General features: G+C 55.6%; 3 protein-coding genes. 2 read left to right on the top strand and 1 reads right to left on the bottom strand.

Annotated features, from left to right (window positions below; translation table 11 throughout):
- Positions 1-70 precede the first annotated feature (70 nt).
- Entirely contained in the window at positions 71-23,563 is a 23,493-nt protein-coding gene (locus tag ABIE61_RS11580) for a hypothetical protein (RefSeq protein WP_354409628.1), read from the bottom strand.
- 689 nt (positions 23,564-24,252) lie between these two features.
- On the opposite strand from ABIE61_RS11580, the gene ABIE61_RS11575 reads away from it, so the two are divergent.
- A complete protein-coding gene (locus tag ABIE61_RS11575) occupies positions 24,253-25,470 on the top strand; it encodes a glycosyltransferase (protein ID WP_354409626.1) in 1,218 nt (405 codons plus the stop codon).
- Positions 25,467-26,516, top strand: coding sequence for a DUF4214 domain-containing protein (locus tag ABIE61_RS11570; protein WP_354409625.1), 1,050 nt, complete (start codon positions 25,467-25,469; stop codon positions 26,514-26,516). The genes ABIE61_RS11575 and ABIE61_RS11570 overlap by 4 nt, the downstream gene beginning before the upstream one ends.
- The last annotated feature ends 4 nt before the right edge of the window (positions 26,517-26,520 follow it).

The following is a 26,520-nucleotide window of genomic DNA, read 5'->3' as shown; positions in this document are numbered from 1 at the left end:
GGGGTTTTAAGTTTCACCTGGAGCCCGGGCTCATAAGAACCCGGGCGACCCGATCAACCGTTCTGATTGATCAATTAAAGCCACTGGTGGTGATAAAGCTTCCGTTCTGACCACCCAGCTGGGTGTCGGTGTTAACACCGATCAATACAATGAACAGGTCATTTGTATCGAACGTTCCGTTGCCATCCATATCAACCGCCATCCAGGCGTCTCCACCGTTATTGGCATCATACTCAACGTACACGTCAAGATTACCACCTCCAGTGAAGGCCCCTGTCGCGCTAGCCGCGAATGCGACGTCGTCATTGGCACCCTCGCCGTCAACGATAACATAATTGACCATCGCACCAGCATCCACCAACTCAATCAGATCACCTGCGCCCGCGTTGAAATCATAGATCACATCAGCGGTTGCAACGGTTTGGCCACTATCGCCGGCTGCAAATACGAAGGTATCAGCACCCATGCCACCCCAAAGGTCATCTTTACCGGTGCCACCGAACAGGACGTCATTACCGGCACCACCATCAAGATCATCATCACCAGCACCACCTGTAATGATGTTGTTGTCGGCATTACCGCGCAACAAGGCATCATTGAAGTCGCTACCGATGATGTTTTCAAAGTTGATGTAGGCATCGGTTGTTGAGCTCAGATCGATAGAAACACCAGTACCTGACGCGGACGCATCGATGGTATCGATACCATCACCACCATCCACACCATTCACCGTGGTGTCTGTGTTGCTGTACACCACGGTGTCATTACCGGCACCGGCATTGATCAGGTCGTTGCCCAGGCCGCCATCGATTTGGTCATCACCCTCACCACCATTGATGATATCCGCCCAGTCAGAGCCGGACAGCGTGTCATTGCCGGTGTTGCCGTTGATGGTATAACCGCGGCTGCCATCCGCCAGATCCATGTCGATGGTCACGCCACCGGTAGCCGCATTCAGGGTGACAACCCCGGTGCTGGTGTTGCTGGTAGAATTGGTAGCCACAAACCCAGCAATGTCATTCGCCGTGGCGTTACCATCGCTGGAGACCTTGAGGATATCTCCGGTTTCCAGATCCGTGATCACGTCATTGCCGGCGGTTACCTCGAAGGTATCGTTGCCAAGACCACCGGTAAGGGTGTCGTCCCCTCCCATACCAAACAATTCATCATCGCCATCACCACCATTGATGGTATCAGCCAACATCCCACCTCTGATGTAGTCGCCGGCTTGGCTGCCGATGACATTCAGATAACCATCTGATTCCAAATCACCCCAGAAATCGAGGTCACGATCTGTCTCCAGCCTGGAGGCATCTATCGTCACAGTTTCACCTGCAGCTACCAGTGAATCAACTGTCTTGATATATGCCCTGTTGTTAGGTGCGGGCGGAGTATTTTCAATAATGATGGTTTCGACATTGGTGATGCCATCCAACACATTGTCATCGCCTGGCTGACCGGAATGGGTAAACCAAAGGGTGTCAGAACCATCTCCCCCATCGATCACATCCACAGAGGTGAGGTTAGTTGACATCCGGATAATGTCATCGCCGTCACCTGCCGCAATCCGATCATCACCCTGACCGGCTGTGATGTCGTCGTCACCGGCACCGCCGAGGATAACGAAATCGCCACCCACTTCAGCCGATCCATTGAAGATAAGGCTGTTGCCAGAGGTCAGGGCAGTGGCATCCAGTGTCAACGACTCGCCTACTGCAACCAGGCTGTCATCCGTGGTAATAACGGTGGTGGCATCACCCAGGGTGACACGTTCAACGTTAGTGACACCATCAAGGTCATCGGCAGTACCGTTGTTGTCAGTGAAGGTCAGCTCGTCGCTGCCAGCACCACCATTAACGGTATCAGTGCCTGTCAGGTTAGTGCCGAAGTTGAAGATATCGTCGGCCGCAGAACCGGTCAGTGTATCGGTTCCAACACCTGCGTTAATGGTGAACCCGGCCCCTTCTGAGTCAGTCATATCAATGGTTGCGTTAGTGTAGGCAACATTCAGTGTGACGACACCCGTGCTGTAATGCTCTGTCCAAGCGCCGTTGAAGTCAGCAACCACACTGGCAGTGACACTGGCATTGCCCGATACGTAAAGCCCATCGTTACCCTGCAAGTCAGTGATCCTGTCGTGGCCTTCACCCACATAGAACACGCTGTCATATACTGAACCGTGACCAGTCAGGATGTCATCCCCGGCACCACCATCCAGTGTGCTGGTCGCTGTGTTGGTGCCGATCAGCGTATCGTTACCGGCGCCGCCGATGATGTTCTCGAAGTTGGTGAAAATATCATTGCTATCATCCAGATCGATATACAAATCAGCCGTTTCAGCGCTGGCGTCGATGGTGTCGCTACCAGCACCGCCATCCACCCACACATCCGCCGCGTCGTAGATGACAGTGTCATCGCCGTAGCCAGCATCAATAATATCAGCACCGGCACCACCGTCGATCAGGTCGTCGCCATCTCCACCCCAGATTTCGTTGGCACCGGCATCACCCGTCAGGGTATCGCCATAAGAGCTACCGACGAGGTTCTCGAAGTTGACGAAGGCATCGGTGGTATCCGACAGGTCAATGGTGACCGCGCTGACGGCATTAATCGCCGTCAGCGTATCAATACCGTCACCCCCGTCGACACTCAGGTCGTCGGCATCGTAGTGAACGGTATCGTTACCCTCGCCTGCGTTGATGGTATCGGCACCGCCCTTACCATCGATGATGTCATCACCGGCACCACCAATCAGAGTGTCAGCGGCACTGCCACCAGTCAGGAAATCGTTGGCATTACCGCCCGTGGCTGTAATGGCTACCGTGGCGTCAGTACCGTCGACATTAAGCACCCCATCTTCCAGCAGATTGGTGATGTCGATACCGTTTGCGAAGGCTTTATTTGCCTCTGTACCAAGGGTCACGCTCGCCGCAACACCGGCTGACAGTTCAAGCACTTCCATATTGCTGACATTGGCGAAGTCACTGTCCTCTAAGGTAATGCTTCCACCGTTGCCCTCCCAGGCGAAAAGCGTATCCGTACCATCGCCGCCGTCGACTTGGTCAGCAACAATGCTGACGCTGGCGCCAACGTCGTAGCTGAAGGTATCGTCACCCGCGCCACCGGACAGATTATCAGAACCATCACCACCAATGATGTAATCGTCAAATGCAGACCCGATGAGTATTGAGCCTGCTGTATTGCCCTCTGCGCTGATACGGAAGCCTTCGCTGCCGTTGGTCACAGCTGACAGGTTGACGTCGACATCTTCGTTAACCGTCAGGTTGGCGGTGCCGTCATTCTGAGTTTCAGCCGTGGCGACATAATCAGCAGTCACTGTGGCGTTGACCGTGGCATCTTCAGACACCACCAGCACATCAGAACCGGACAGGTCGGTCACCGTGTCGGTGCCGGCGGTGATATTGAAGGTGTCACCTCCACTACCACCGGTCAGGATGTCGTCACCTTCGCCACCGGTCAGGACATCTGCCTGGGCAGAGCCGATCAGCGTTGAGGCCGCGGTGTTGCCGGAGGCATCAACGTTGAAGCCGTTGTTGCCGGTTGCGCTGCTGAGGTTGACATCGACGTCATCCTCGACGCTCAGGTTAGCGGTACCGTTGTTCTCGGTATTGCTGGTAGCGGTGAAGTCAGCCGTTACCGTCGCCTCTGCGGTGGCGCCCGCGTCGACCTTCACTGAATCAGCGCCTGACAGATCGGTGATCGTATCGGTGCCCGACCTCACATAGAATGCGTCGTCACCGCCATTCCCGGTCAGCACGTCATTCAAGGCACCGCCTGCGAGTATATCCTCCCCTGTGCCACCGATGATTTCGAACTGGCCGTCGGTCTCGGCGAGGCCGTCGAACAGCATATTGTTGGTGCCCCTCAGTGCGCTGCCATCAACCACCAGTGTTTCACCCGCCGCCACCAGGGTATCGACAGTCTCAATCATGGTTAGCGCGTCACCCAGTGTGATGCGCTCGATGTTGGTCACACCGTTTAGATCATCATCAGTTTCATCTGCGCCATGGGCATACGTGAACCTCAGCTCGTCAGAGCCATCGCCGCCATCGATTGTATCTGCCGATGTCAGCTGGACACCCATTTCGATGATGTCATTGCCAGCACCGGTAAAGATGCCATTGGCTTCATCCACACCAGCGGTTACCTCATCATCAAAGTCGGTGCCGATGAAGTTTTCGAAGTTCTGGAACATCGAGGCGTCGAAGTTGAAGGTTACACCCTCACCAAAGCCGCTTGCATCCAGTGTGTCAGATGAGCCTCCAGTAGACGAAGACCCACCGGCTTCATTTGGCCCATCAGCGTTAACGACCAGATCGTTCGGGTCGTAGATGATCGTGTCGTCATCTTCGCCGCCGTAGATGATATCGGCGCCAGCGCCGCCATCGATCACATCATCGCCTAAGCCGCCGTAGATGGTGTCGTCACCATCGGCAGTGGTAATGGTATCGGCGAAATCAGAGCCGGTGACCACAAAATCGATGCCGTTATGGGCCGACAGGTTCAGCGTTACATCATCAGACTCGGCCGTATCGAGCCCCGAGAAGTCGATATACTTCACCTGCAGGTTGCTGAAGTCATGCGCATCCAGCTCATCGCCTACCACCTTCAGGGTGCCTTCGCCGGTGACGGTCAGGCCATCGGCCTGTGCCGCGGTCAGCGTCAGGCTCTGGCCTGCCGGGATGTCGTACAGATTGCCCAGGCCGACCACGGTGATGTTGGAGAAGTCCACATCGCCGTCGATGGTCAGCTCGACGTTATCCAGCACCAGCGTACCGGAGGTGAAGATCGCTTCATCGTTGATGGTCAACTGGATGTTGTCGTTGGTGCCGTTGAACGTCCAGGTACCGCCGTCCAGTTCTGGCCCACCCTGTGAGTCAGCACCATCGCTGCCGGTATCGACACCCAAGGTTGCAATGACAGCACCAGCACCGGCATTGAGGGTGAAATCATCGCTGTCGATCAGCGCAATGACACCCAGGTTGACGGTGCCGTTGGAGACGCCATCGGTGTTGATGTTGATCACGCTCAGATCGGCGCCCGCCACACCCGGCTTGTCGTCGTCGCCGGCAGTTCCGAGTACCACAGTGCCCATCGTGTTGATGGTCAGGGTTTCGGTATTGCCCAGCGCTGCACCCGGGCTGGTGCCCGGAGCGGTGACGGTACCGGTGCCATTGTGGATCAGGGTCACGCCGCTGATGTGTTCATCATCGCTATTGACCGAGCCGATGGTGACATCGCCATCACCGTTGATGGTGATGGTGGCCGCTACGGTTTCGTCCTTGAGGGCGTTGGAGCGGGTAACGTAGCTCAGTTCCAGCTCACCGCTGATGACCAGATCATGGTCCGCATTGATGGTGATGTTGTAGAGGTTGTTTTCGTTGGCGTTGTGAATGCCTGTTACAGCCTTGCCAGGCACGAAAACGAAGTCTCCCCCGGTTAACCCTGCACTGAGATTTATTTCATGTGCACCCGGTGCAGGATCGTTTGAAACGATAGCGGGTGCTGAACCGGTATACTCACCTGCAATCTTGTAGGTAAAGATCACATCACCCACACCGTCAACCGTCGCAGTCCAGTTGTCGTAGCTGGCGTTGGCCAATTTTTCTGCCACGTCCGCTGCGGTATCGCCTGCCGAGAGTGCAATCAGTGCCCCATCGAAAGCAATAGACTGGTTGGCATCAATTGGTGAGGTAAAGCCGGAGCCCCCGATGCGCAACGCAAAGGTCTCCGCACGGGACTCACTGTTGACGTCATCCGTGCCGTTATCGGCAAAGATATCGCCGCGAATCTCGTTCGGAGCGGTTGCCGTACCGGTCACATCCACGGAGTTAATCACCAGCGCCTTGAACAGGCCTGGCAGTTTGCCGTCATCCGTGAGCGTATCCAGCGGATCGTTGCTCTGTGGCAGTTCCAGGTTACCGGTGATCACCGAGTTGCCTTCCAGCGTCAGTGACAGGGTGCTGACTTCGCCCGCACCCGTGACATCTTCAAATGCGGTGCTGGCATCCAGCGTTACATTTTCATCGATAACCACAACGCGGTCGGTGGTGTTCAATGCATCCGGGTCAGCGGTGCCATCGAGCAGCAGGGTAGCGGCATCCTTAACGGTGACCACCAGGGTTTCACCGTTGCTGGCCTGGTCGCGCAGGCTATCAAGAATCGCCTCGAAGTTGGCCGGCTTATTGGTCAGGCCGAACTCGTTGTAGAGGTACTCGTTGAGGATCCAGACGTTTTCAACATCGAAGCCGACAGCCGCGATATTGGCATTACTATCGGTGGCATCGGCGTTGGTGAAGCCCAGCGTCAGCGTCGAGTCGGTGAAGGTACCGCCGTTCACCACACGGCCATCGGCCTGCGTTTCGGTAGACAGGGTGACGTTCTGGCCATCGGCAGAGAAGTCGATGGAGAACGGCGAACCTGTACCGCCGGCCGCATTCAGTACCGCAGTGCTGTCGAACAGCACGTTTGTTTCAGTGGCTGCGAGTGTGATGGTGCCCGCAATAACGCCTGCTTCAACAAGACCCAGGTTGATATCGCTGTGCTCACTGCTCATCTCGGTGATGTTCAGCGTGCCAGCGCCACTGATCTTGGTGGCCGGACCTATCAGCGACTGATACTGCGCCGCCGTCATATTCAGCGTGACATGTTCAGGGATTACGATCTCCTGAACCTTGCTGAGGTCTGCCGTGGGATCGATGGTGATCGTGGTGGGCTGCAATACTGTGCCTTCTGCAGCCAACTGCAGCTCAGCGATCAGCATCTGGCTGCCCAACTCGGTGCTGTCGAACGCTTCACCGTTGTAGCCGGTGACCACCAGTGTTTCTTCAGTGGTGCCCGTACCGGTGCCCTGGAAGTTACCCAGGCCAGTTTCGGTGAGCTGATCGTAGCTCAGTGTCAGCTGCACACTTGATGCAAGGGTGACAGCGAAGTCACCCAGGCTTGCATTTGCGTTCAGCGCAGCAGTATTGGTCACCGTGAGGGTGTCGTCGAAGGCCGAGCCGATCAAGGTGAAGTTAAGGTCAGTTCCACTGGTGGTCAGGTTGAAGCCTGAGGTGCCGTTGGTGACACTGTCCAGGTTGATAGTGAAGCCGCTTTTTTCATAGGCGTCGGCATCAGTCACATTACCTGTGAGCGGATCTACTTGACCCAGAATCAGCTCTACCGGGCCGGTACCGTTGTTTTCGGTCGCGGCGGTCGCTGTCCAGTCACCTGTCACGTAGGCCGTGGCGCTGGCATCGGGGCTGACTACCAGAATGTCAGACTCGGACAGATCCGTAATAATGTCACTGCCCTGATCCACATTGAAAGTGTCATTACCGGCGGCTCCGGTCAGGATGTCGTTACCGGCACCACCGGTGATCACATCGCTGTTGGGCTGGTTGCCGCCAATGATGATGTCGTTACCCGCACCACCCGTAATGTCGAAGTCACCGTCGGTTTCGGCACGGCCATCGAAGACCAGGCGCTGTTGAGCCGTGAGTGAACCGGCATTGATCACCAGGGTTTCGTTTGCAGCAACAAGCGTATCGTTACCGACTGTGATATTAACATCACCAGTATTGGCCGCACTCAGAAGAAGCGTTTCAACACCTGATACCTGATTGAGCAAGTCTGCTGCACTGGTGCCGATGTTGTACTCGAAGGCCAGTACATCTTGCCCTGCGCCGCCATTAATAACGACGTTAGCATCCAGATACTCGCCCATGGAGATGATGTCAAAGCCAGCACCGGTCTCAATGCTCTCAACAGTGGCATCGCCAAAGACGAAGTCGTTATAGGCACTGCCAATCACGTTTTCAAAGCTAGTAAAGGCATCAGTGGTATCAGTCAGATCGATGATAACACCCGTTGTACCGTCGAGAGAGTTATCCCAGTCGGCGGCGGTCAGGGTGTCGGAACCGCTGCCACCATCAACTCCAAGGTCAGACTCATCGTAAACGATGGTGTCGTTATCCTCGCCACCGTAGATGATATCAGCGCCTGCACCGCCATCCAGGATGTCGTTACCCGCACCGCCATCGATAATGTCATTGCCGTCAGAGCCAGTGATGTCATCGTCGGCATTTGTACCGATAATTTTGAAATCGATACCAGTGTGAGCGGACAGGTCCAGCTTGACGCCGGTATCGCCCGTGACACCAGAGACACCAGAGAAGTCCATGTACTCTACAGCCAGGCCGCTGAAGTCATAATCCGCCGGCAGATCACCAACGATGTTCAGGGTGCCTTCACCACTGATCGTGGCACCGCTGGCCTGCTCGGCCGTGAGCGTCAGGGAGGAGCCGGCCGGTATGGTGACATTATCAAGACCGGTGACCGTGCCAACAGTACTCAAATTCACGTCGCCACTGATCGTCAGGGTAACGTCGATCAGGTTCAGCTCGCTGTCCTCATCAGGGGCACTGGGGAATTCGACGATGTCATTGATGGTGAGTTGCAGATCACCCCCAGCACCGTTGAAGGTCCAGACACCACTGTTATTCAGGGCTGGATATCTCGCCTCCTCCGCAGGCCCCTCCCAGCCAAGTTCAGCATGGACAGTACCAGCCCCCACGTTCAGGCTGAAGTTATCGCCATCCAGTTCGCCTATCACACCCAGGTCGACTGTTCCATTTGAAGAGCCGTCCGTGTTGACGTTGATGGCGCTGAGCTCTGACCCGGAAACACCCGGCTTGGAGGCATCGCCTTCGGTGCCCAGGACCACGTTACCCATCGTATTGATGGTCAGGGTTTCGGTGTTACCCAATGCTGCACCCGGACTGGTGCCCGGTGCATTCACAGTACCTGTGCCGGTGTGGTTCAGCGTGACACCGGTGATATGTATATCGTCGGTATTGACCGAACCGATGGTGACATCGGCATCGCCAGTGATGGTGATGGTACCTTCAACGGTTTCATCCTTGAGGGTGTTGGAGCGGGTAACGTAGCTCAGTTCCAGCTCACCACTGATGATCAGGTCATGCTCGGCGTTGATGGTGATGTTGTAGAGGTTGTTTTCCTCTGCACGATGGGCACCGGCGAAGCTTGGGTTAGTATCTGAAGTCTCAAGGGTAAAGTTCCCAGAGATCAGACCGCTGCTTACATTGATGTTAGCGATATCACCAGTAGCAGGCGCTACCGGCTGTTCAACAGTGGGCAGTACCAAGTTGAGATCATTCGAAGTATTTTCGGTGAAATCACCCGGAATCTTGTAGGTGAAGCGCACCACACCCGGGCTGGTAACCTCGGCCACCCAGTTATCGTAGGTGGCTGCGGCCAGCTTGGCGGCAATGTCGGCCTCGGTATCGCCGTCATCCAGCGCGATGAATGCACCATCAAAGGCGATGGATTCACCGGTACCTGACACGATCATCGAGGCAACCGTCAGCTCAAACGTCTCAGCAGTTGACTCAAGGCCATCAGTACCATCATCCGCAAAGATACTGCCACGGATCTCGTTGGGCCCGGTGGCGGTGCCGGTGACATCCACGGAGTTGATGACCAGCGACTTGAACAGTGCCGGCAACTTGTCTGTGGTTTCCAGCGTTTGCAGCGGGTCCTTGTTCTGCGGTAATGCAAGGTTGCCGGTGATGGTGGAGTCACCTTCCAGCGTCAGCGTCAGGCTGCTGATCTCGCGTGCCGTCAGATCATTGAATACCACCGAGGCATCCACATCATGGTTATCGCTGACCACTACAACGCGGTCAGCAGTGTCGATCGCATCCGGGTCACCGAAACCATCCAGCAGTTCGGATGCCGGCTTCAGGGTGACCACCAACGGATCGCCATTACCGGCGTTGCCGGGCAGGTTCGGCAGGATGGTTTCGATGTTTGCCGGCAGGTTGGAGAGGCTGAACTCGTTGTAGAGGTACTCGCTCACCAACCAGACGTTTTCAACATTGAAGCCTCCGGCTTCGATGTTGGCATCAGTCTCGGGGTCTCCGGCACTATCGACGTCATCAGCACTGGTGAAGCCCAGCGCCAGAATGGTGTCATCGAAGGTGCCACCGTTGACGCCGCGACCATCGGCCTGAATTTCACTGGAGAGCACCAGCGCCTGGCCATCGGCGGTGTAGACGAAACTGAACGCCGTGTCACCAGAAGACGCTGTACCATCCAGGATTGCAGTCGACTTAAGCACCACGCTGGACACGTTCGGATCCAGTGTAATGGTACCCGCCTGAGCCTCGACCGAGGACAGATTGATGTTCAGGTGCGCCGGATCACTGCCAAAGCCGGTGATATTCAGCGTGCCATCGCCCACCACAGTGGTGGAGGTCATGATCTGCTGGAACTGATCCGCGGTCATGTTGAGCGTGACGCCCGCCGGAATCACGATTTCATCCACGTTGCTGAAATCGCTGTCCGGGTGAGCGGTGACCACATCTCCTGCATCGTCTGCTACTGTCAGGGTGCTGATCACCAAGTCGTCGCCCAGATCATCAGAGGCCAACGCCTGGCTGCCATCGTAACCGGTAATGGCCAGCTGGGAGCCGGTGACATTCAGCGGATCTGAATTGTCATAAACCTGCGTACCGGAGAACTTCCCGGCACCATGGTCGGCAAACTGAGTGAAGTCGAGGGTCAGGACGGTATCGCCTTCCACGACAACATCGAAGTCACCGAGCTGAGTTGCAGGGTTAAGCGTCACATCACCGCCGAACTCAGGCACAGTCGCGGTCAGACTGCCGCCGGTGGTCACGCTGAAGCCGGTCAGGTCGGTTTCATCGCCGTCGAGGTTGTTCACTTCAACGGTGTTGTCGTTGCCGGTGACGGTCAGTTCGTGAGCATCGTTTGCGTCGAGCTGGAAGGTGATGTCATCGCCTTCGGTCAGCACGAATTCGGTACGGGCGCTGATCATCGAGCCATCGCTGCTGTCAAATATCAGCGTTCCGCCAGTCAGGTCATCACTGTTGGTAACAGTGACCGTCATGTCTCGGCCAAGGTCACCAACGAAGATAACCGTAGCGCCGTTCACATCCAGCTGAGCCTGTTCGTCACCCGCGATAATGCCCGACAGGTCTGCAGCAAGGGTAGCTTCCAGGCCAGTGATAATGACGGTGCCGGCGCCTGCGCTGGTGGTGCCATCGCTGCCGTTGTCGTAGATGGTGCGGCCATCCGCCTGGGCTGCGGTGAGCGTCAGGCTGTTGTCTTCGACATCTATCTCAAAGCCTGCTGCATCACCGAGATCAGTGTCCGGGTCCAGCGTCACAGAATCAGAGGCCAGGGTGATCACACCAGCATCTGTATCCGGGATGATGGAGAGATCCACTTCGTCATCGCCGAGGTTGTAGACATCGACAAAGACCTGACCAGTAACGTTCACGCTATTGGTATAGGTGGTCAATCCATCCACCTGCGCTGCCGTCAGGCTGACACGGAAGTCATCGTCGTAGGCATCCAGGTAGTTCAGATCCGTCTGCTCGCCAACAATTTCCAGCGTATCAACACCCACAACCGACGCATCCAGTGTGGTCTGGTAGGGACTGAACTGTACGGTGACCGTCGCATCGCGCAGATCGCCGACAGTACCGTTTTCGCCCACGCGGGCAATGGCGGCCTGTTCCGGTGTGAGGGTAACGGTAGCACCCATCGGGATGATGATGTCACTCAGGCCGCGTACTTCAGTGAGGTCGTCGCTATTATCTGTACGCAGTGTCTGGCCGGGGCCAGTGAAGAGCAGATCGAACTTCGGCTCGCCATCTTTACCGTAGAACTGCTGATCTGTCATTAGCAGGCGCATGCCTGAATCCAGATGGACGCCTACCTCGGTGCCGTTGATTTCGAGTTGCACAAGGTTGGTCAAATCAACCTCACTATTTTCACCCCAAATATGCACGTCACCATCAATACCTGCATTAATAATGAGGTTCGAGGCTTGGGTAATTGTTGGGGTCAAATAGAGGGTGGCGCCATTTCCAGCTGCCACACCATCAAGGTTGAACGTCCAAGTGTCGCCTGTACCGATAGTGGCATCAACCCAAATTTGGCTATCGTTACCAGCACCGTGAGTATAGGTAAATCCATCTGCGAGAGCATCAACGTAAACCACAGCATCATAGGAGCCTGTGGTTTCAATACTTACCAGCGTATTTTCCGATGGATCACCGTTATCTTCAGCTAGAACACCGTAAAAATACCCTTCACCCATGGCACCGCCCGTGTCCGCACCACCAAGTGTCACGTCACCACTTTCGGCATTGATCCCCAGGTTCCTGAGCGATTCACCCTGCAACGCCGGGCTGCCGCCAGTGACATTCAGATCACCGGCACCGGTGTTATTAACAATGAAGCTGGTCACATTATCACCCAGCGTAATGCCCTTGATGCTGGCATCGCTGGTCAGGGCCGTATTGATCTCCGCAGAAGTAGCGGTTGTGTCGCTACCTAGCAGAATCTGGCCCAAGCCGCTATCAAGCACATCATCGACAACGAGGTTGCCGTCACCGCTGATGTTGAAGGTCACATGGCCATCGACATCGGCCAGCGAATCGTCGCTGAGATCCAGCACATCCACCGTTACGGTGTTTTCACCGTTGACCGTCAGGTTGACGGACTTGTCGGTACCTTCAGCGTTGAAGACGATGGTATCGATGCGCAGATCGGCACCCGCACCCAGAGAGCCGTCGCCGACAACGGAAACCTCACCGGTATCAAGCACCACATTGCGCAGGGAATAGACTGGGGTACCTGTCCCGCTCGGAATCGCGCTTATGCTGTCGATAGTGTTGTGGTTTTCCGGCTGCTCATATTCACCGGCTTCATCCACACCGTTGTTGTTGTTGACCAGAACTTCTGGCGCCAAGAGACTATCGGTGTGCAGCGCACGGTGAGAGTTAATTGTCAGAGTTTCAAAACGGATCGCATCCAAGTCGATACCTGTACCAACGGTTTCATTACCGATAGTCAGGACACCCAAATTAACTTCACCGCCAAGATTCAGCTCCAGAGTTTTTACGTGTTCCAGATCGTCGATGTCACTGATCACCAGACCGCTGCCATCATCATCCGGATTAAGGTCTGTGAAGGCGACAAACTCCATGGTGCGGTGCACCTCGGAAGAGAGCAGCAGGACTTCAAGCGCTTCTACATCACTGAAATCAGAGCGCACAATGCTGTCTGGCAATGAAGTGTAGAGGTCCTCCACATCACCACCGGCAGCAAGAATCAAGCTCTGTGTGACCCAAAGACGCCCAAGACCTTCAGCATAGTCATCGGTATTCACAGGACTGCTGTAATCCGCCAACGTTTCGAACAACCACACCACGTTACTGCTGTTGGTGTTATCGGTATCGCCATCCGGGGCGTTGACGATGATTTCACGGGCTGCCTGCGCTTCGGTCTGGAAGCGGATGGTCTGGCCGGAAAGATCGTCGTTGTCGCCGCTCAGCGCATCCAGAGTGATGGAGAAACCACCAAGAAGCGTCGTGGCATCCAGCGTAACGTCATTTTCGGCCAGCGTCGCTGTACCAAAGAGTTCGGTCTGAACTGCAGTCAGATCGTAGGAATCGGTACCAAGGTCAACGATATCGACAACACCGGTGTCAGCCGCGGTGCCGGTTTCACCAACGATATTCAGACCGGCAGTCTGAATAGCATCCAGCTGTGCCGCCGTCAGCGTCAGGGTAACGCCATCAGCGACAACAATCTGGTTGGCTCCTGAGCCGGTCAGCGTCAAATCCAGATCACTCAGATCCGTATCGGCGCTGATCAGCAGCTGGGTGTTGGCACCCAAATAAATATTGAGTGTGCCGCTGGTCCAAGTCATGTCACCGAGTTCGATGACGCTGTTGGCCGCAGCCCCTGTACCGGAGTCAGCGCTGGCGAAGTCGAAGGTCCAGCCTGCGTCTTCGGCACCGGCGTTAAGCGTGTCACCGGCCAGTTTCAGGTAGGTTTCACCGGTACCAGAGGTGAAGGTGAAGTCGCTGGAGTCGATATCACGGATTTCGCCCAGGTTGAGGTCACCCGTATGAGTCGCTGCATTGATCGTTGACAGGCCGCTGGCCGTAATACCCCAGCCACCTTCGTCATTGCCGAGTTCGATATTACCAGTACCCTTGATATTGAGCGTTTCAAGGTTGCCGGTGGTGTCAGTGGTATAGGCACCGTCTGCGTCACCGTCAAACAACGCTGGCGATGCGCCAGTTGCTGTCAGGGTACCGGTACCCTGATGGTTGATTGTGAACGTTGTCAGCTCGTCATCAGACAGGTCCAGCTGCTGGATGGTGACATCGGCTTCATTGGTAATCGTCAGCGTAGCACTTGGGTACTTGGCCGCATCTACAGAACTAAAGACGATATCACCACTGACCACGATATCCTGCTCGGCGATAATCACCACATCACGCAAGTTGTTTTCGATGGTTCCCGCGTCAGGGCCTGCCTGTGCGGTGATATCACCATTGATCAGGTTATAGGTGTTACCGGTTTCAGTATTGGCCGCTGTACCTGTGGACAGAATCGACAGCGTCAGGAAGTAACGTGCGATCAGGCCTGAATCGGCTTCAACCGTGGACAGGTGCAAATTGCCGTCAATCTCGGCACCACCCTGCAAGGTGATCGCCAGTGTGCGAACTTCTTGGCTTCCATCCAAGTCATTGACCACAATGAAATCCGGCACTGTCACACCGGGCTCGACTACCAGAATACGGTGCGTCGCACTGACGAAACCAAGATCTTCCGGTGAGTGGTAGAGGCTCAGAATAATATCGTTATCCAGATCCTGCAGGATCTGCTCGATGTTACGACCATCCACAAAAGTGTTCAGCGCCTTCAAGGTGTCGATGTTATAGCCAGACGCATCGATATAATCGACGTAGCCTTTCGATACATCATCAAACATGAAAACAACAGTGGAATCAGACGGGCCAGACACTGTTAGGCCATCAGCCTGTGCCGCGTTTGCGAGTCCCAGATCCTGGTTAGTCGCCAGATAGACTTCCAGCTTGCTCAAATCACCCAGCATGCTGGCATCATCGAGGTTCACATCCTCAGCCAGTGTCAGCGTGATGTTGTCTGCAGCGATACCGGTGATATCGAAGCCGCCGTCAAGATCCACATCCGCCTGGGTCAGGCCGGTGATATTGACGGTGAAGCCGGTGCCCGACTGACCGACAATGGTGCCACTGCCGGCCAGCTGCTGGAACTGTTCAGCTGTAAGGCTCAGTGTCTTGCCTTCCGGTACGATCAGACGGTCGATACCGGTCAGATCAGTTATCGCCGCCAGCGTAACGGCATTGCCACTGCCACCGATGGTCACATCGACGATATCGATACCGGCGGTGGCTTCAGATGCATCGAACGGCTGATTGTCCAGCCCCAGGATGTTGACGGCGGCGTTGTCACCGTTGCTTTCAACGGTTAGGTTTTGCAGGCCGCCGATGCTGTTGAGCTGAGCCATGGTCAGCGTCAGCTCACTGCCGTCGGTCAGCACGATGGCATCCACGTTGACCAGCACATCGTCGGACAGGTCGAACGGCGCACCGGCTGTGCCAGTGGCCTCGTCATAGGTATCGATGACCAGTGTGGTTTCACCGGTAGCACTACCGTTGATGGTAATCAGATCGCTCGCGTCGACTGTTGCAACAGTCGACAGGCCAACTGTCAAATCACCATCACCCGTGTGGTTGACGGTCAGTGCGTCGATATCGTCATCGTCGGTATCCAGATCACCGATGGTGACGGTTGCACCGCTCTCGACGCTGACATTCAGTTCGGCTGTGCGGTTATCCTGCAGCGAGCTGAATTCGATTTCGCCGATGGTCAGGTCCTGACTGGCGACGATATTGACATCACGCAGGTTGTTTTCTGCGTAGCCAGCGGTTGAGCCGTTGGCGTGAATCGCATCGACAATGCGGTTGGGGCTATCGCCCTCAGAGCGGATTGTCAGGGTCTGGAAGTAATTCAGTGTCACCGTGCCGGGTGCCGGCGTGACGGTTGACAGGTCCAGATTACCGTCGATGGTGGCACCACCGCCAAGGGTCAGATCAAGCGTGGAGACCTCCACATCGTCGTCCAGGTCGTTGAAGACGATCTGGGTATCGACTGTCGCGCCAGACTGAATGGTAACGGTGCGATCGGTCGTCATGGCGCCCGGTGCGATTTCACTCGGTGCATTCGTGATGTCAAAAATGGTGACATCCACAGTCGAGGAGAGATCCTGCAGCAGGGTTTCCAGATTCTGGCCGTTGTAGTACTCGACAAGACGGTCCATGACAAACAGATCGGTTACGCCGTAACCGGACGCGTCCAGCTCGGTATCCGGGGTGGCGGTATCCAGCAGTTCGAAGCCCAGCACCAGTGTTGAGGTTGCACCTGTGCCGTTCACTTCGCGTCCATCGGCCTGAGCCTGGCTGGACAGGGTGACCATCTGGCCGTCAGCCAGCTCCAGCGTGAAGCCTGCCAGGTTGTCATCCACACCGAACAGCACATCTTCAGCAAAGGTGATGGTGCCATTGGTGGCGGATACCAGGGAAAGATCCAAACCACCTTCGAGGTCTGCCTGGGTCACATCCGTGATATTGACTGCGCCCGCACCGGTGATGGTGCCCGCCCCTTGCAACTGCTGGAACTGAGCCGCTGTCAGCTCCAGTGTGGTACCAGCCGGCACCACCAGGCTGCCAACACCGGTCAGGTCGGTGGCGGCGTTCAGGGTGACGGTGGCGTTGTTGTCCAGAATGGTAACGGTCGCCAGCTCGATTCCGTTGGTGGCGGTGCTGGCATCAAACGGATCAGTACCCAGCGCTACCAGATTCAGCGTGGCGGATTCGCCCAGACTGGCCGTGGTAATAGCCTCCAGGCCGCCCATCGCCTGAATTTGCGCATGGCTCAGCGTCAGTTCAGACTGATCTTCCAGTACGATGGCATCCACATTGCTCAGCGTATCGTCAGACAGGTCAAGCGCGGGGCCTGCGGTACCGGCTTCGTCGTTCCAGGTGTCGATAACGATGGTTGTGGTGCCCGTGGCACTGCCGTTGATGGTGAACTGATCGTCGGCATCGACTGTTGCAACGGTCGACAGGCCGAAGGTCAGCGCGCCATCGCCGGTGTGGTTTACGGTGAGGCCGGTGACGTCTTCGTCATCGGTATCCAGATCGTTCAGTACCACGCTCTGACCAGCCGCCACATTGACGCTCAGAACAGCGGTTTCATCGTCATTCGTGCCTGCAACATCATCGCCGATGGCGTTGAAGCGGATCTTGCCGCCTACGGTAAAGTCAGCCGTGGCATTGATGATCACGTTGAGCAGGTTGTTTTCGGTATTGGTCACGCCATTAACAGTGTTGACGACCGATACGGTCGGATCGATATCGCCGCTGATATGGTTCGGCAACTCGCCCTCGGAGGTGATCACCAGCGACTGCAGATGGTTGTACAGACTGTCGTTGACGTTGTCCGGATCGTTCGAATCTTCGGGCACGACGGTGGTCAGGCGCAGGTTGCCGTCGATACCGGCATCGCCCCGCAGGGTCAGATCCAGCACCGCCACTTCGCGGTCGACCTGATAGTCGTTGAACACGATCCAGTCATCGACAGTGACACCGGTTTCGATCACGACACTGCGGTAGGTCGCTTCGGCGAACGCCAGCATGCTCGGGTCATTGAATACGACCACAGTCACATCGCTGGCAAGATTCTGGATCAGCTCCACATCGTGCTGCGAAACCAGCGCGCTGAGCAGGTGTAGCTCGTCGACATCGTAGCCGGAGCCGTCGATGGTATCGTCAATGGCATTCCAGCCGGAGGCGAACATGTACACAAGCGTGGTGTTGTTGCCACCACTGACGGCAAGACCATCCGCCTGGGCACGAGTGGCCAGACCCAGCGTCTGGTCATCGCTCATCACCACGGAGAAGCCGTTCAGATCGGTGGAGGTCAGCAGGCGGACATCTTCCGCCAGCGCCACAGAGCCAATCGCGTTATCGACGCCCGCAAGATTAAAGCCGGCGTCAACGTGGGCCTGTGTCAGGCCGGTGATGTTCAGTGTCGCGCCCTGCGTGATACCGTCGATGGAGGCCAGCGCCATGTACTGATCGGCACTCATGGTTACTTCGGCGTCCGCCGGGATCAGCACCGTTGCGCCACTCAGGTCAGCGGCCGGGTCCAGCGTATAGGTACCGGAGGCCAGAGACACAGTGCCCAGAACCACATCGGTGCCCAGTGCATTCACGTCGATGAGCTGATCAGACAGCCCCACCACGTTGAGCACTTCGTGGGCGTTGCCGGTACCGGCAACACTGCCATTGATCGCAGCCGGAGTAACGTCCAGCACCTGGTCGGCGCTCAGCGTCAGTTCGCTGCCTTCGGTAATGGCAACAGCATCAACACCGCTCAGGGTTGCCGCGGAAAGATCCGTATCGGTGACTGTCAGTGTCAGCGAGCCCGCAGAGCCGTCGATAGTACTGCCAGCCGCTGCGACAAGGCCGTTCATTGCCACCTGGGCATCAGCGCCCGTGGTCAGGGTGAACGCCCCATCCATCGCTTCAAGGGTTGCACTGAAGAGACCTGTGACTGCACTGGCATCGATGCTGCTCAATGTTTCCGGCAGTACGCCTTCGATGGTCAGATCTTCAGTTGTGGTCAGGTTCAGCGTTTCAACGCTGTCACCGTCCAGGCCGCTGATGATGGCGTCGCCATCGGCCACATTGATAGCGATCGTGGTGGCGTTATTGATTGTGATGCCATCCACTTTGATGGCACGCTCGCCGCCATCGGACGCGCCAGCCAGTTCAACACCCTGGTTGTTGATTTCAACCTGTGCCGTGGCACCCGGGGTAAAGTAGGTGGCGTTAAACGCACCAATGCTGGAGAAATCAGGCGTGAGGTCTTCTTTCTCAACCTCGCTCCAGTCTGCGGCACCGTCACCTTCCAGCAGGAAGGTCACACCACGTTTGATGCCACCGACCGTCAGGCTATCGCCACCGTTACCCTGCAGACCCAGTACCTCAAGCCCTTCGGTATCGTTGCAGACGTAGAGAATATCGTCGGCGCTGGCATCAAGCTGTGTGACGACAAAGACGGCCACGCCTTCAGACTGGACGCCGTTGACCGGATCAGTACCGATCATATTGACGCCCGCTTCAGCGTTGGCTTCATCCATCACCACATCCACACGCAGGCCGGCAACTTCGCCGACCAGCGTAAAGCCACCGGTCGCGGCGGCATTAAGTGTGGTTGCGGTCAGCGTCAGGTCTTCGGCCAGGCCAAGGCGCCCTTCCAGACCCGCTGCAGCCAGGGTGGTCAGCAGGCTTTCGAGCCCGGCATCCACATGTGCCTGAGTGGCGCCAGTGATGTTGATCTGTGCACCTTCACCACCATTTACAACAGGCGTATCAGCCAGCTGCAGTGCCTGATCGGCCGTCATGGTCAGCACGGAACCTTCGCCCACAGTGAACTGATCCACTTCACTCAGGTCGGCAGCACTATCCAGCGTCCACTCGCCTGCTTTAGATACCAGGTTGACGGTCAGCTCGCTGCCCAGCGCACTGGAGTCGAACGGCTGGTCAGCAATGATGACATTCAGAGTACCCTGACCGGTTACCGCTGCTTCGCCGATCTGCTGCAGCAGCTCATTGCTGATCGTCAGCACGGTCTGGCTGTCGGTGAGCATGATGGCGTCGAGACCGGTAACAGCCACACCGGACAGATCGTTTTCACCGCTCAGCTGCAGGGTGAAATCACCGTCCACAGCAGAGGCATTGAGGGTTTCCAGCTCGCCTACCGAAATGCGACCCTTGACGGTCACATCGTTGGCGGAGACGAAGATCAGCTCCCGGACTTCGTCTGACTTGCCGTCGAGAAACTCACCGGCATCCGTTGCGTTGTTGATCGATCCGATTACCGCATCAGCGTCTTCAATGTTGAACGTGATGCTGCGCGCATTGGCAATGTTCAGCTCAGCCACATTCAACGGGCGACTGGTCGCAACACCCTGGTTGTTGATATCGATTACGACCGGGGCCGCGTCGTAGGCATATTCGACATTGACTGTACCAATGTTGGAGAACGCCGGATGGCCGGCGGACTGCAGGTTATTGAAAACCTTGCCATCACCCTCGAGCAGCAGGCTGACACCCCAATGCACCTGCAGCAGGTTCAGCGTGGCATTGAAGTTACCCTGCAGACCCAGTGTGTGCAGATCCTGAGAGTTGTCGCTGAAATGGAAGGTGACCTCTTCGTGATCGCTGTAAGAGCTGTCACCGTCATTGACATCAGTCACAATGTAAGTCTGAACACCACTGGAGTGCAGGCCGCCCGCTTCGCCGACAACCGCATCTTCACCGCTGACTTTGACGTCGATGCGGACTTCGCGGCTTTCGTCGCCATTACCCTCAACCTTCAGCACGTCCTGGAAATCGGCCAGGGTCATGCCGATTACATTATGCTGGAAATCAGCGAAGTCGACGCTATAGCCGCTGTCGTGCAGGTCGATGGCGGTTTCGAAGGTGATGTCCTGACCGCCGGTGATTTTGAGGGTTTTGGCGAGATGTTCGAGAGTGCCGTCTTCGATACCGTCATAAATATCTTCGACCACCGGCACCAGGTCAGAATCAATCGTCAGTACGGCGGTGGATGGCTGTGGCTCCGGACGGTTGTAGCCCGGGATACCATAGGAGATGTGAACATCGGTGCTGGCATCGAAGTTGCCGGTCAAGGAGCCACCGTCGACCACCTGATAATCCTGGCCCGCATCAAACGGATCAAATGCTCCACCGGCATTAGTGATCTGAACACTGCCGTTAAGCCCATCGCTGGAATCAATACCCTGCCACGCGACATGCTCATGCAGCTCCTGCGCGGTCAGCGTCAGCTCAGCCCCATTACGCAGATCAAAATTCAGGCGCACGTTATCACTGAGCTGACTCATATCGAACAGCTCACTCAGCACAACGTCTTCTGTCACAATGATGTGCAAGTTCTGGGTTTCACCAAATGACTCACGGTAAACGCTGAATGCATCGGCACCCAATGCAGCCGCCTGATCGGCGGTCAGTGTCAACTCACCCTTGAGCACAACATTGTTGATGCCTTCAAGGGAAGCTCGCGACAGGTCAGTATCGTTGGCAACCGTCAGGCGGATGTTTTCACCACTGATGGCGGACTCGTCCAGTGCCACAATACCAGCACTTTCGTTGCCCAGGGTCAGGCGGTCACTGCCACTGCCCAGATTGACATTCAGCAGCGCTTCGGTTTCAGCCGCAGCCAGCGTGACATTATCGTTACCGGCACCGCTGACCAGATTGATGGTCGCACCACTGGCAGTCAGGGTGTTGCCACCGTCGCCAAGCGTGATATCCAGAGTCTGTGCGCCCAGTACACTAACGCTGTTGGAGCCATCGCCCAGCTGCATGTTAACGGCCTGAGCGTTGTCGGCATTGACACTGTTATCGCCATTGCCAAGTGTCAGGGACAGATCGGTTACACCGTTTGCAACAACTTCGTTATCGCCGTCCAGCGCGGTGATCTCAACTTCCGCAGAGCCAGTGGTATCGATCTGATTATCGCCAGCACCCGCCTCGATGCTCACCTCTTCACCTCCGGTGGAGGAGATCACATCGTGGCCTTCACCGCTGGTGATCACGACATTGGCTGAGCCGTCGGTGACAAAATGGTTAGCGCCATTGCCGCCGGCAATCGTAACGCGGTCGGCATTAGTGGCGGCGAATTCATCGCCCGCCTGACTGCCGTTAAAGACCACGACAGGCTGGCCGTCGAAGGTCAAATCCACACCGCCACCGGCCTGGGTTGCATCGATGGTAGCCGGGCGTGTATCGATGAAGGACTGAGCGATATTACCCTCGATGGTCAGCGAGCCTTCGCCCGTGACGTTAAGGAAACGCAGCTGCCCGCCCAGATCCGCATCGTGAATCCAGTTTTCTGCACCCACAGCTTCCACATTCAGGGTTGCGCTGTTGTGGGAAACCTTTAGATCAAAGTTTTCGTTGTGTGTATCGCCCAGATTCAGTTGCAGATTCAGACCTGCGGGAGAGATACCCTCACCGTAGTGCACCGTCACTGCCTCGGTGAAGCTACCTTCCAGGGCCAGCAACGCACCGTTACGAACGCCCAACACAAACAGGTCGCCCAGATCGGTGCCGTTGTCATACCCCTCTGTAATGACCAGCTGCTCGATATCAAGCACACGGGTCAGATCAATCACACTGGGGGTGTCGCTGCCGGCATCGGTGCGAACTGGGTCATTCGCATTGTCTGCGCCATAGATATTGGGCAAGTTCTGGATCTGAACCAGCTGTACGTTTTCAACCAGATTCGGACGGGCATAGGCGCCTTTCGCGTCAACTTCGAGGGTATTACGGCTGCCTTCACCACCATCTATGGTCGCATCATGCAGCAATTCCAGGCGGTCAACGAGAATGCGGTTATCAACCGCTGCAGAGGTAACACCTTCCTGGTCAGTACTGCCGTTATTCTGTACGGTTGTCAGTACCAGCGGCACTTTACTGACACTGGTAATGCCATCAGCGGTGTAGGACTTGAGGTCGATCAGAACCGGATTTCCATTGGCATCCAATACCGGCTCACCTGACTGGTCACGCAGGATAATCTGGGGCCAGCTTTTCAGTTCAACCTCAAACAGGCGTGAATCGCCGTTTTCATCGAACAGCAGCTCGGAAATAAACTCAAACTCCTGCGCCCGCAGGTCAACGATATTGGTGTTCTGAGTACCGTCAGCGAAGGTAACAACAAACTCGTAACTGACAGGCTCATCGGCATCAGTTTCAGCACCGGCCTCTTCACCGTCAGTGCCTGCGGCACTCTCAACAGGCTGCAGCGTGATATCGACAATGTCGTTTGTGCTGTCTACGGCGGATTCCGGCACAACCGTCAAGCCGAGGTAGGATTCAACCAACGCAATCAGGTCCGCAACCGGAACACCGGCTGACTCCCCTTCTGATTGGCCACTTTCACCCCAGTAGGTCACCCGCGTAATGATCGGATCAATCTCAGTCGTGATGGCGTCAGTGGTGGACTGATCGAAGTTTTCACGAACAGTAAACACTTCAGGAGTAGGAAGAGGCACTTCATCCGTTGCAATTGCATCAAGAACATACTGAGTGTCGACGTTGTCGTTCTTGTCGACATTTTTCAGCAAACCGATGACGTCAAAAGCAAAAGGCATGGCATATTCAGCCGGCACACCATTACCCTGAGGATCGACGATATCGACCAGCTCTGCGGAAAATGCAAGCTTGGCATTGATGGTTGCAAGGTCATCATTCTGCGCACCGTTCACAATCGCAAACGCCAGGTCGGTCAGGCTGTGCTCACTGCTCGCCCAGTAGTCAATCTCTTCCTGAACCGCCGCACGGTTAAAGGCCGACTGATAGATTTCAGCAATAACTTCCTGGCGGGATTTACCACCATAGAGTCCTTGATTCTCGAGGTTTTCTGGGGAGCCGAACGCAGCCGATACGACTGTCCAGTCATTGTATTTTTCCAATTGCTCTACCCAGTAATGCAACCCCTGAGGATCTGCAGGGCGCTGGTAGTAAGCAATGTACATTTGGTGAACCAGTTTCTCGGTTGCAGTCAGGTCCATCTTAAAAGCCTCTTCAAGAATAATTTAGAAATCCAGTTGGCCAATGAGATCGGCCACGAATGATCAATGCAACCACACCGAGCCTGGCGCAAAGGCCGGCAGCAGTGCAGTCGAGAATAACGGAAGTGTTGTTAGAGATTGCGGAATGTAAGGGCTCATTCCGGGGGTATGAAGCGCAAGCAGCAGAAGACCGTATTCGCCCACAAGACGAACACAGCAGCTTGAGCGGATGAGTTAGCCGCTCTTTTTTTGAAAAACCAAGACAGCCAGGGCTCTTGAAAAACTCAAGAGCAGCTGGCACCAGGGGTGTCGCTGTCAACTACTTGCTCCTTCAAGTGACAATGATCACAGGGCTCGGGCCCTCAATGTTTTTATTATTCGGTACTACCTAATCCGACAGGTGATACCATCTTGAATAATTTTTGAGGTCTAATCAAGTAAAAAAACAGTCGTTTCAAGCAGCTTAGCTACCTTAGCTACCTTAGCTACCAACGTATCAAACAAACGTTGCCCCAAATCACAACAGATTTTGATGAACGTTGTATGAATGCGGTGCTGATTGAAATTCCAGCCACACTCGCTGAATATCCCTTTGGCCCACGGCAAGACATTGGATACACTCTTGTTTCAACCCAATGCCAAGACCGAAAGCTCTGTTTTACCGCACCAAGTTTCAAAGGACTTGATCAATGAGCGAACCTCAAACACCTGCTGACAAACCCCGTCTGCTATGGGCCAATCACTCATGCCTGCTGGATACGACAAGCGGAGCGGCCATGAGCGCGCGTCAGATGCTGTTGTGCCTGCAGGACCGTGGCTATGAGATTCAAATCCTGGGCACAACGCAGTTTGATTCGCCACAAGGTGTGGCCGGTCTGGGCAGCGCCTGGGCTGAGGTGAACAAAAACCGGGGCAAGACAGTCAAGCTGGTTGATGGCCCTTTGCAACACCAGCTGCTGGTCACGGGCGGCACTCAACGCAAGGACACCACCTTCCATGAGATGGCCCAGTGGCATCACCTGTATACGTCGACGCTAGATACCTTTCAGCCCGATATTGTCTGGTATTTTGGCGGCCATCCTATCGACTTTCTGATCCCTGACGAAGCACGAGCACGCAACATTGCCACAGCCGCCTACCTGGTCAATGGCAACTACCATGGCACACGCTGGTGCCGCGATATAGACCTGATTATTACCGACACTCAAGCCACAGCCGACCTGTATTCAAAGCGCTCAGAGTTAACATGTACCCCTGTTGGAACGTTTATTCCCTCTGAGCAGTTTGTGGCCGAGACGCACAGCCGTGAACGGGTTTTGTTCATCAACCCAAGCCCCGAGAAAGGCGCATTTCTGGTTGCTGCCCTGGCAATGTCGCTCGAAAAGTCAAGGCCCGATATTCAGTTTGAAGTCGTTGAATCAAGAGGCAACTGGAGTCAGATTATTCAGATGCTGACCGCCCAGCACCCCGAGCCGCGCAGCCAGCTGAGTAATGTGATTGTCACCCCGAGCACACGTGATATGCGCCCAGTCTATGGCCGAGCACGGCTGCTGCTGACGCCCAGCCTCTGGTATGAGAGCGGTGCACGCGTTGTCGGCGAAGCCCTCTTGAACGGTATCCCTGTTATTGCAACTGACAATGGTGGCCTGCCTGATCTATTGGGTGGCTCGGGGCACCTGTTACGCCTGCCCAGCAGCCTGCATCAGGCGCCCTATAATAAATTGCCAGACCAGAACACGCTGAACAGAATATGTGATTTGATTGCCCGCCATTTCGATGACTCAGCTTGGTATACAACCCTGTGTGAGCAGGCGCATATTGCTGGGCGGCAACGGCACAGTATGGATGCCAGCACACAACGCCTGTTAATGGCACTGAATCAACTGATTGCGAGCACTACCGCATGAAGATAACAGCCGATTTCCGCTCCGAAGAGCGGCGCTTGAATACTGCAGACGGGTACTTGCTGTTTGGTCCCAGTGATGAGCGCGCGGCCTATTTCGAGGCCAAAACCTGGGAGATCAGCTCGAATCGAGTCGTTGTTACCAACAAAGGAAACCGCGATTTTTACTACGTCTTTTACGGTGAGTTCACGGCCAATGACAACCAGGACTGGCTTTCTTTGACCGGCTCAGTCGATTACTTTCTTGAGCTGGACTACATCAACAACCTGACTGGGTACGACCGCACTCTGTTTGATGACGTCAACAGAAACATTCAGGACTTTTTACTGAGCGAGTGGCTGCAGCTGCTCAGTGAAGATGACACGCTTGTGGGCGGCTATCAGGATGACATCCTGCTCGGTTATGCCGGTGACGACATTCTGCAGGGACGCGAGGGTCAGGACTATCTTGATGGTGGTGCCGGGTTTGATATTGCCCGCTATCAAGGCAACCTGTCAGACTACCGCATCACCCAGGACGGCACGGCGTTTGGGCGCTATACCGACAACCCGGTGGTCGGCAGTGAAGCGGGGCTGATCATCGAGGACAGCGTACTCGGACGCGACGGTATGGATTATGTTGAAAACATAGAGCGCCTCTACTTCAATGACTTGGCGATCGCGTTTGACTTTGAAGGTATCCCGGGTCAGGCCTACCGGTTGTATCAGGCGGCATTTGATCGTGAACCTGACTTAGGTGGTATGGGGTTTTGGATAGCCCATCTTGAAAACGGAATGACAATTCAGGATGCCGCTTCCTTGTTTATCGCTTCGCCGGAATTTTTCTCACTTTATGGACGGCCCGACAATGGCCAGTTTATTACGGCGCTATACAACAATGTACTGGGCCGCGACCCTGAGCCGGAGGGCTACGCCTGGTGGATCGACCAGATCAACAACAACCCTGTTTTTACCTGGAACGTCGTCATGGTGGGGTTTTCCGAGTCGCCCGAAAACCAGGCCAATGTGATCGAACTGATCGCCAATGGCATTACGTTCGAACCCTTCTGATAGC

It is taken from the genome of Marinobacterium sp. MBR-111 (assembly GCF_040547585.1).
GTDB classification, from domain to species: domain Bacteria; phylum Pseudomonadota; class Gammaproteobacteria; order Pseudomonadales; family Balneatricaceae; genus Marinobacterium; species Marinobacterium iners.
This window is presented reverse-complemented; position numbering and strand designations above follow the sequence as displayed.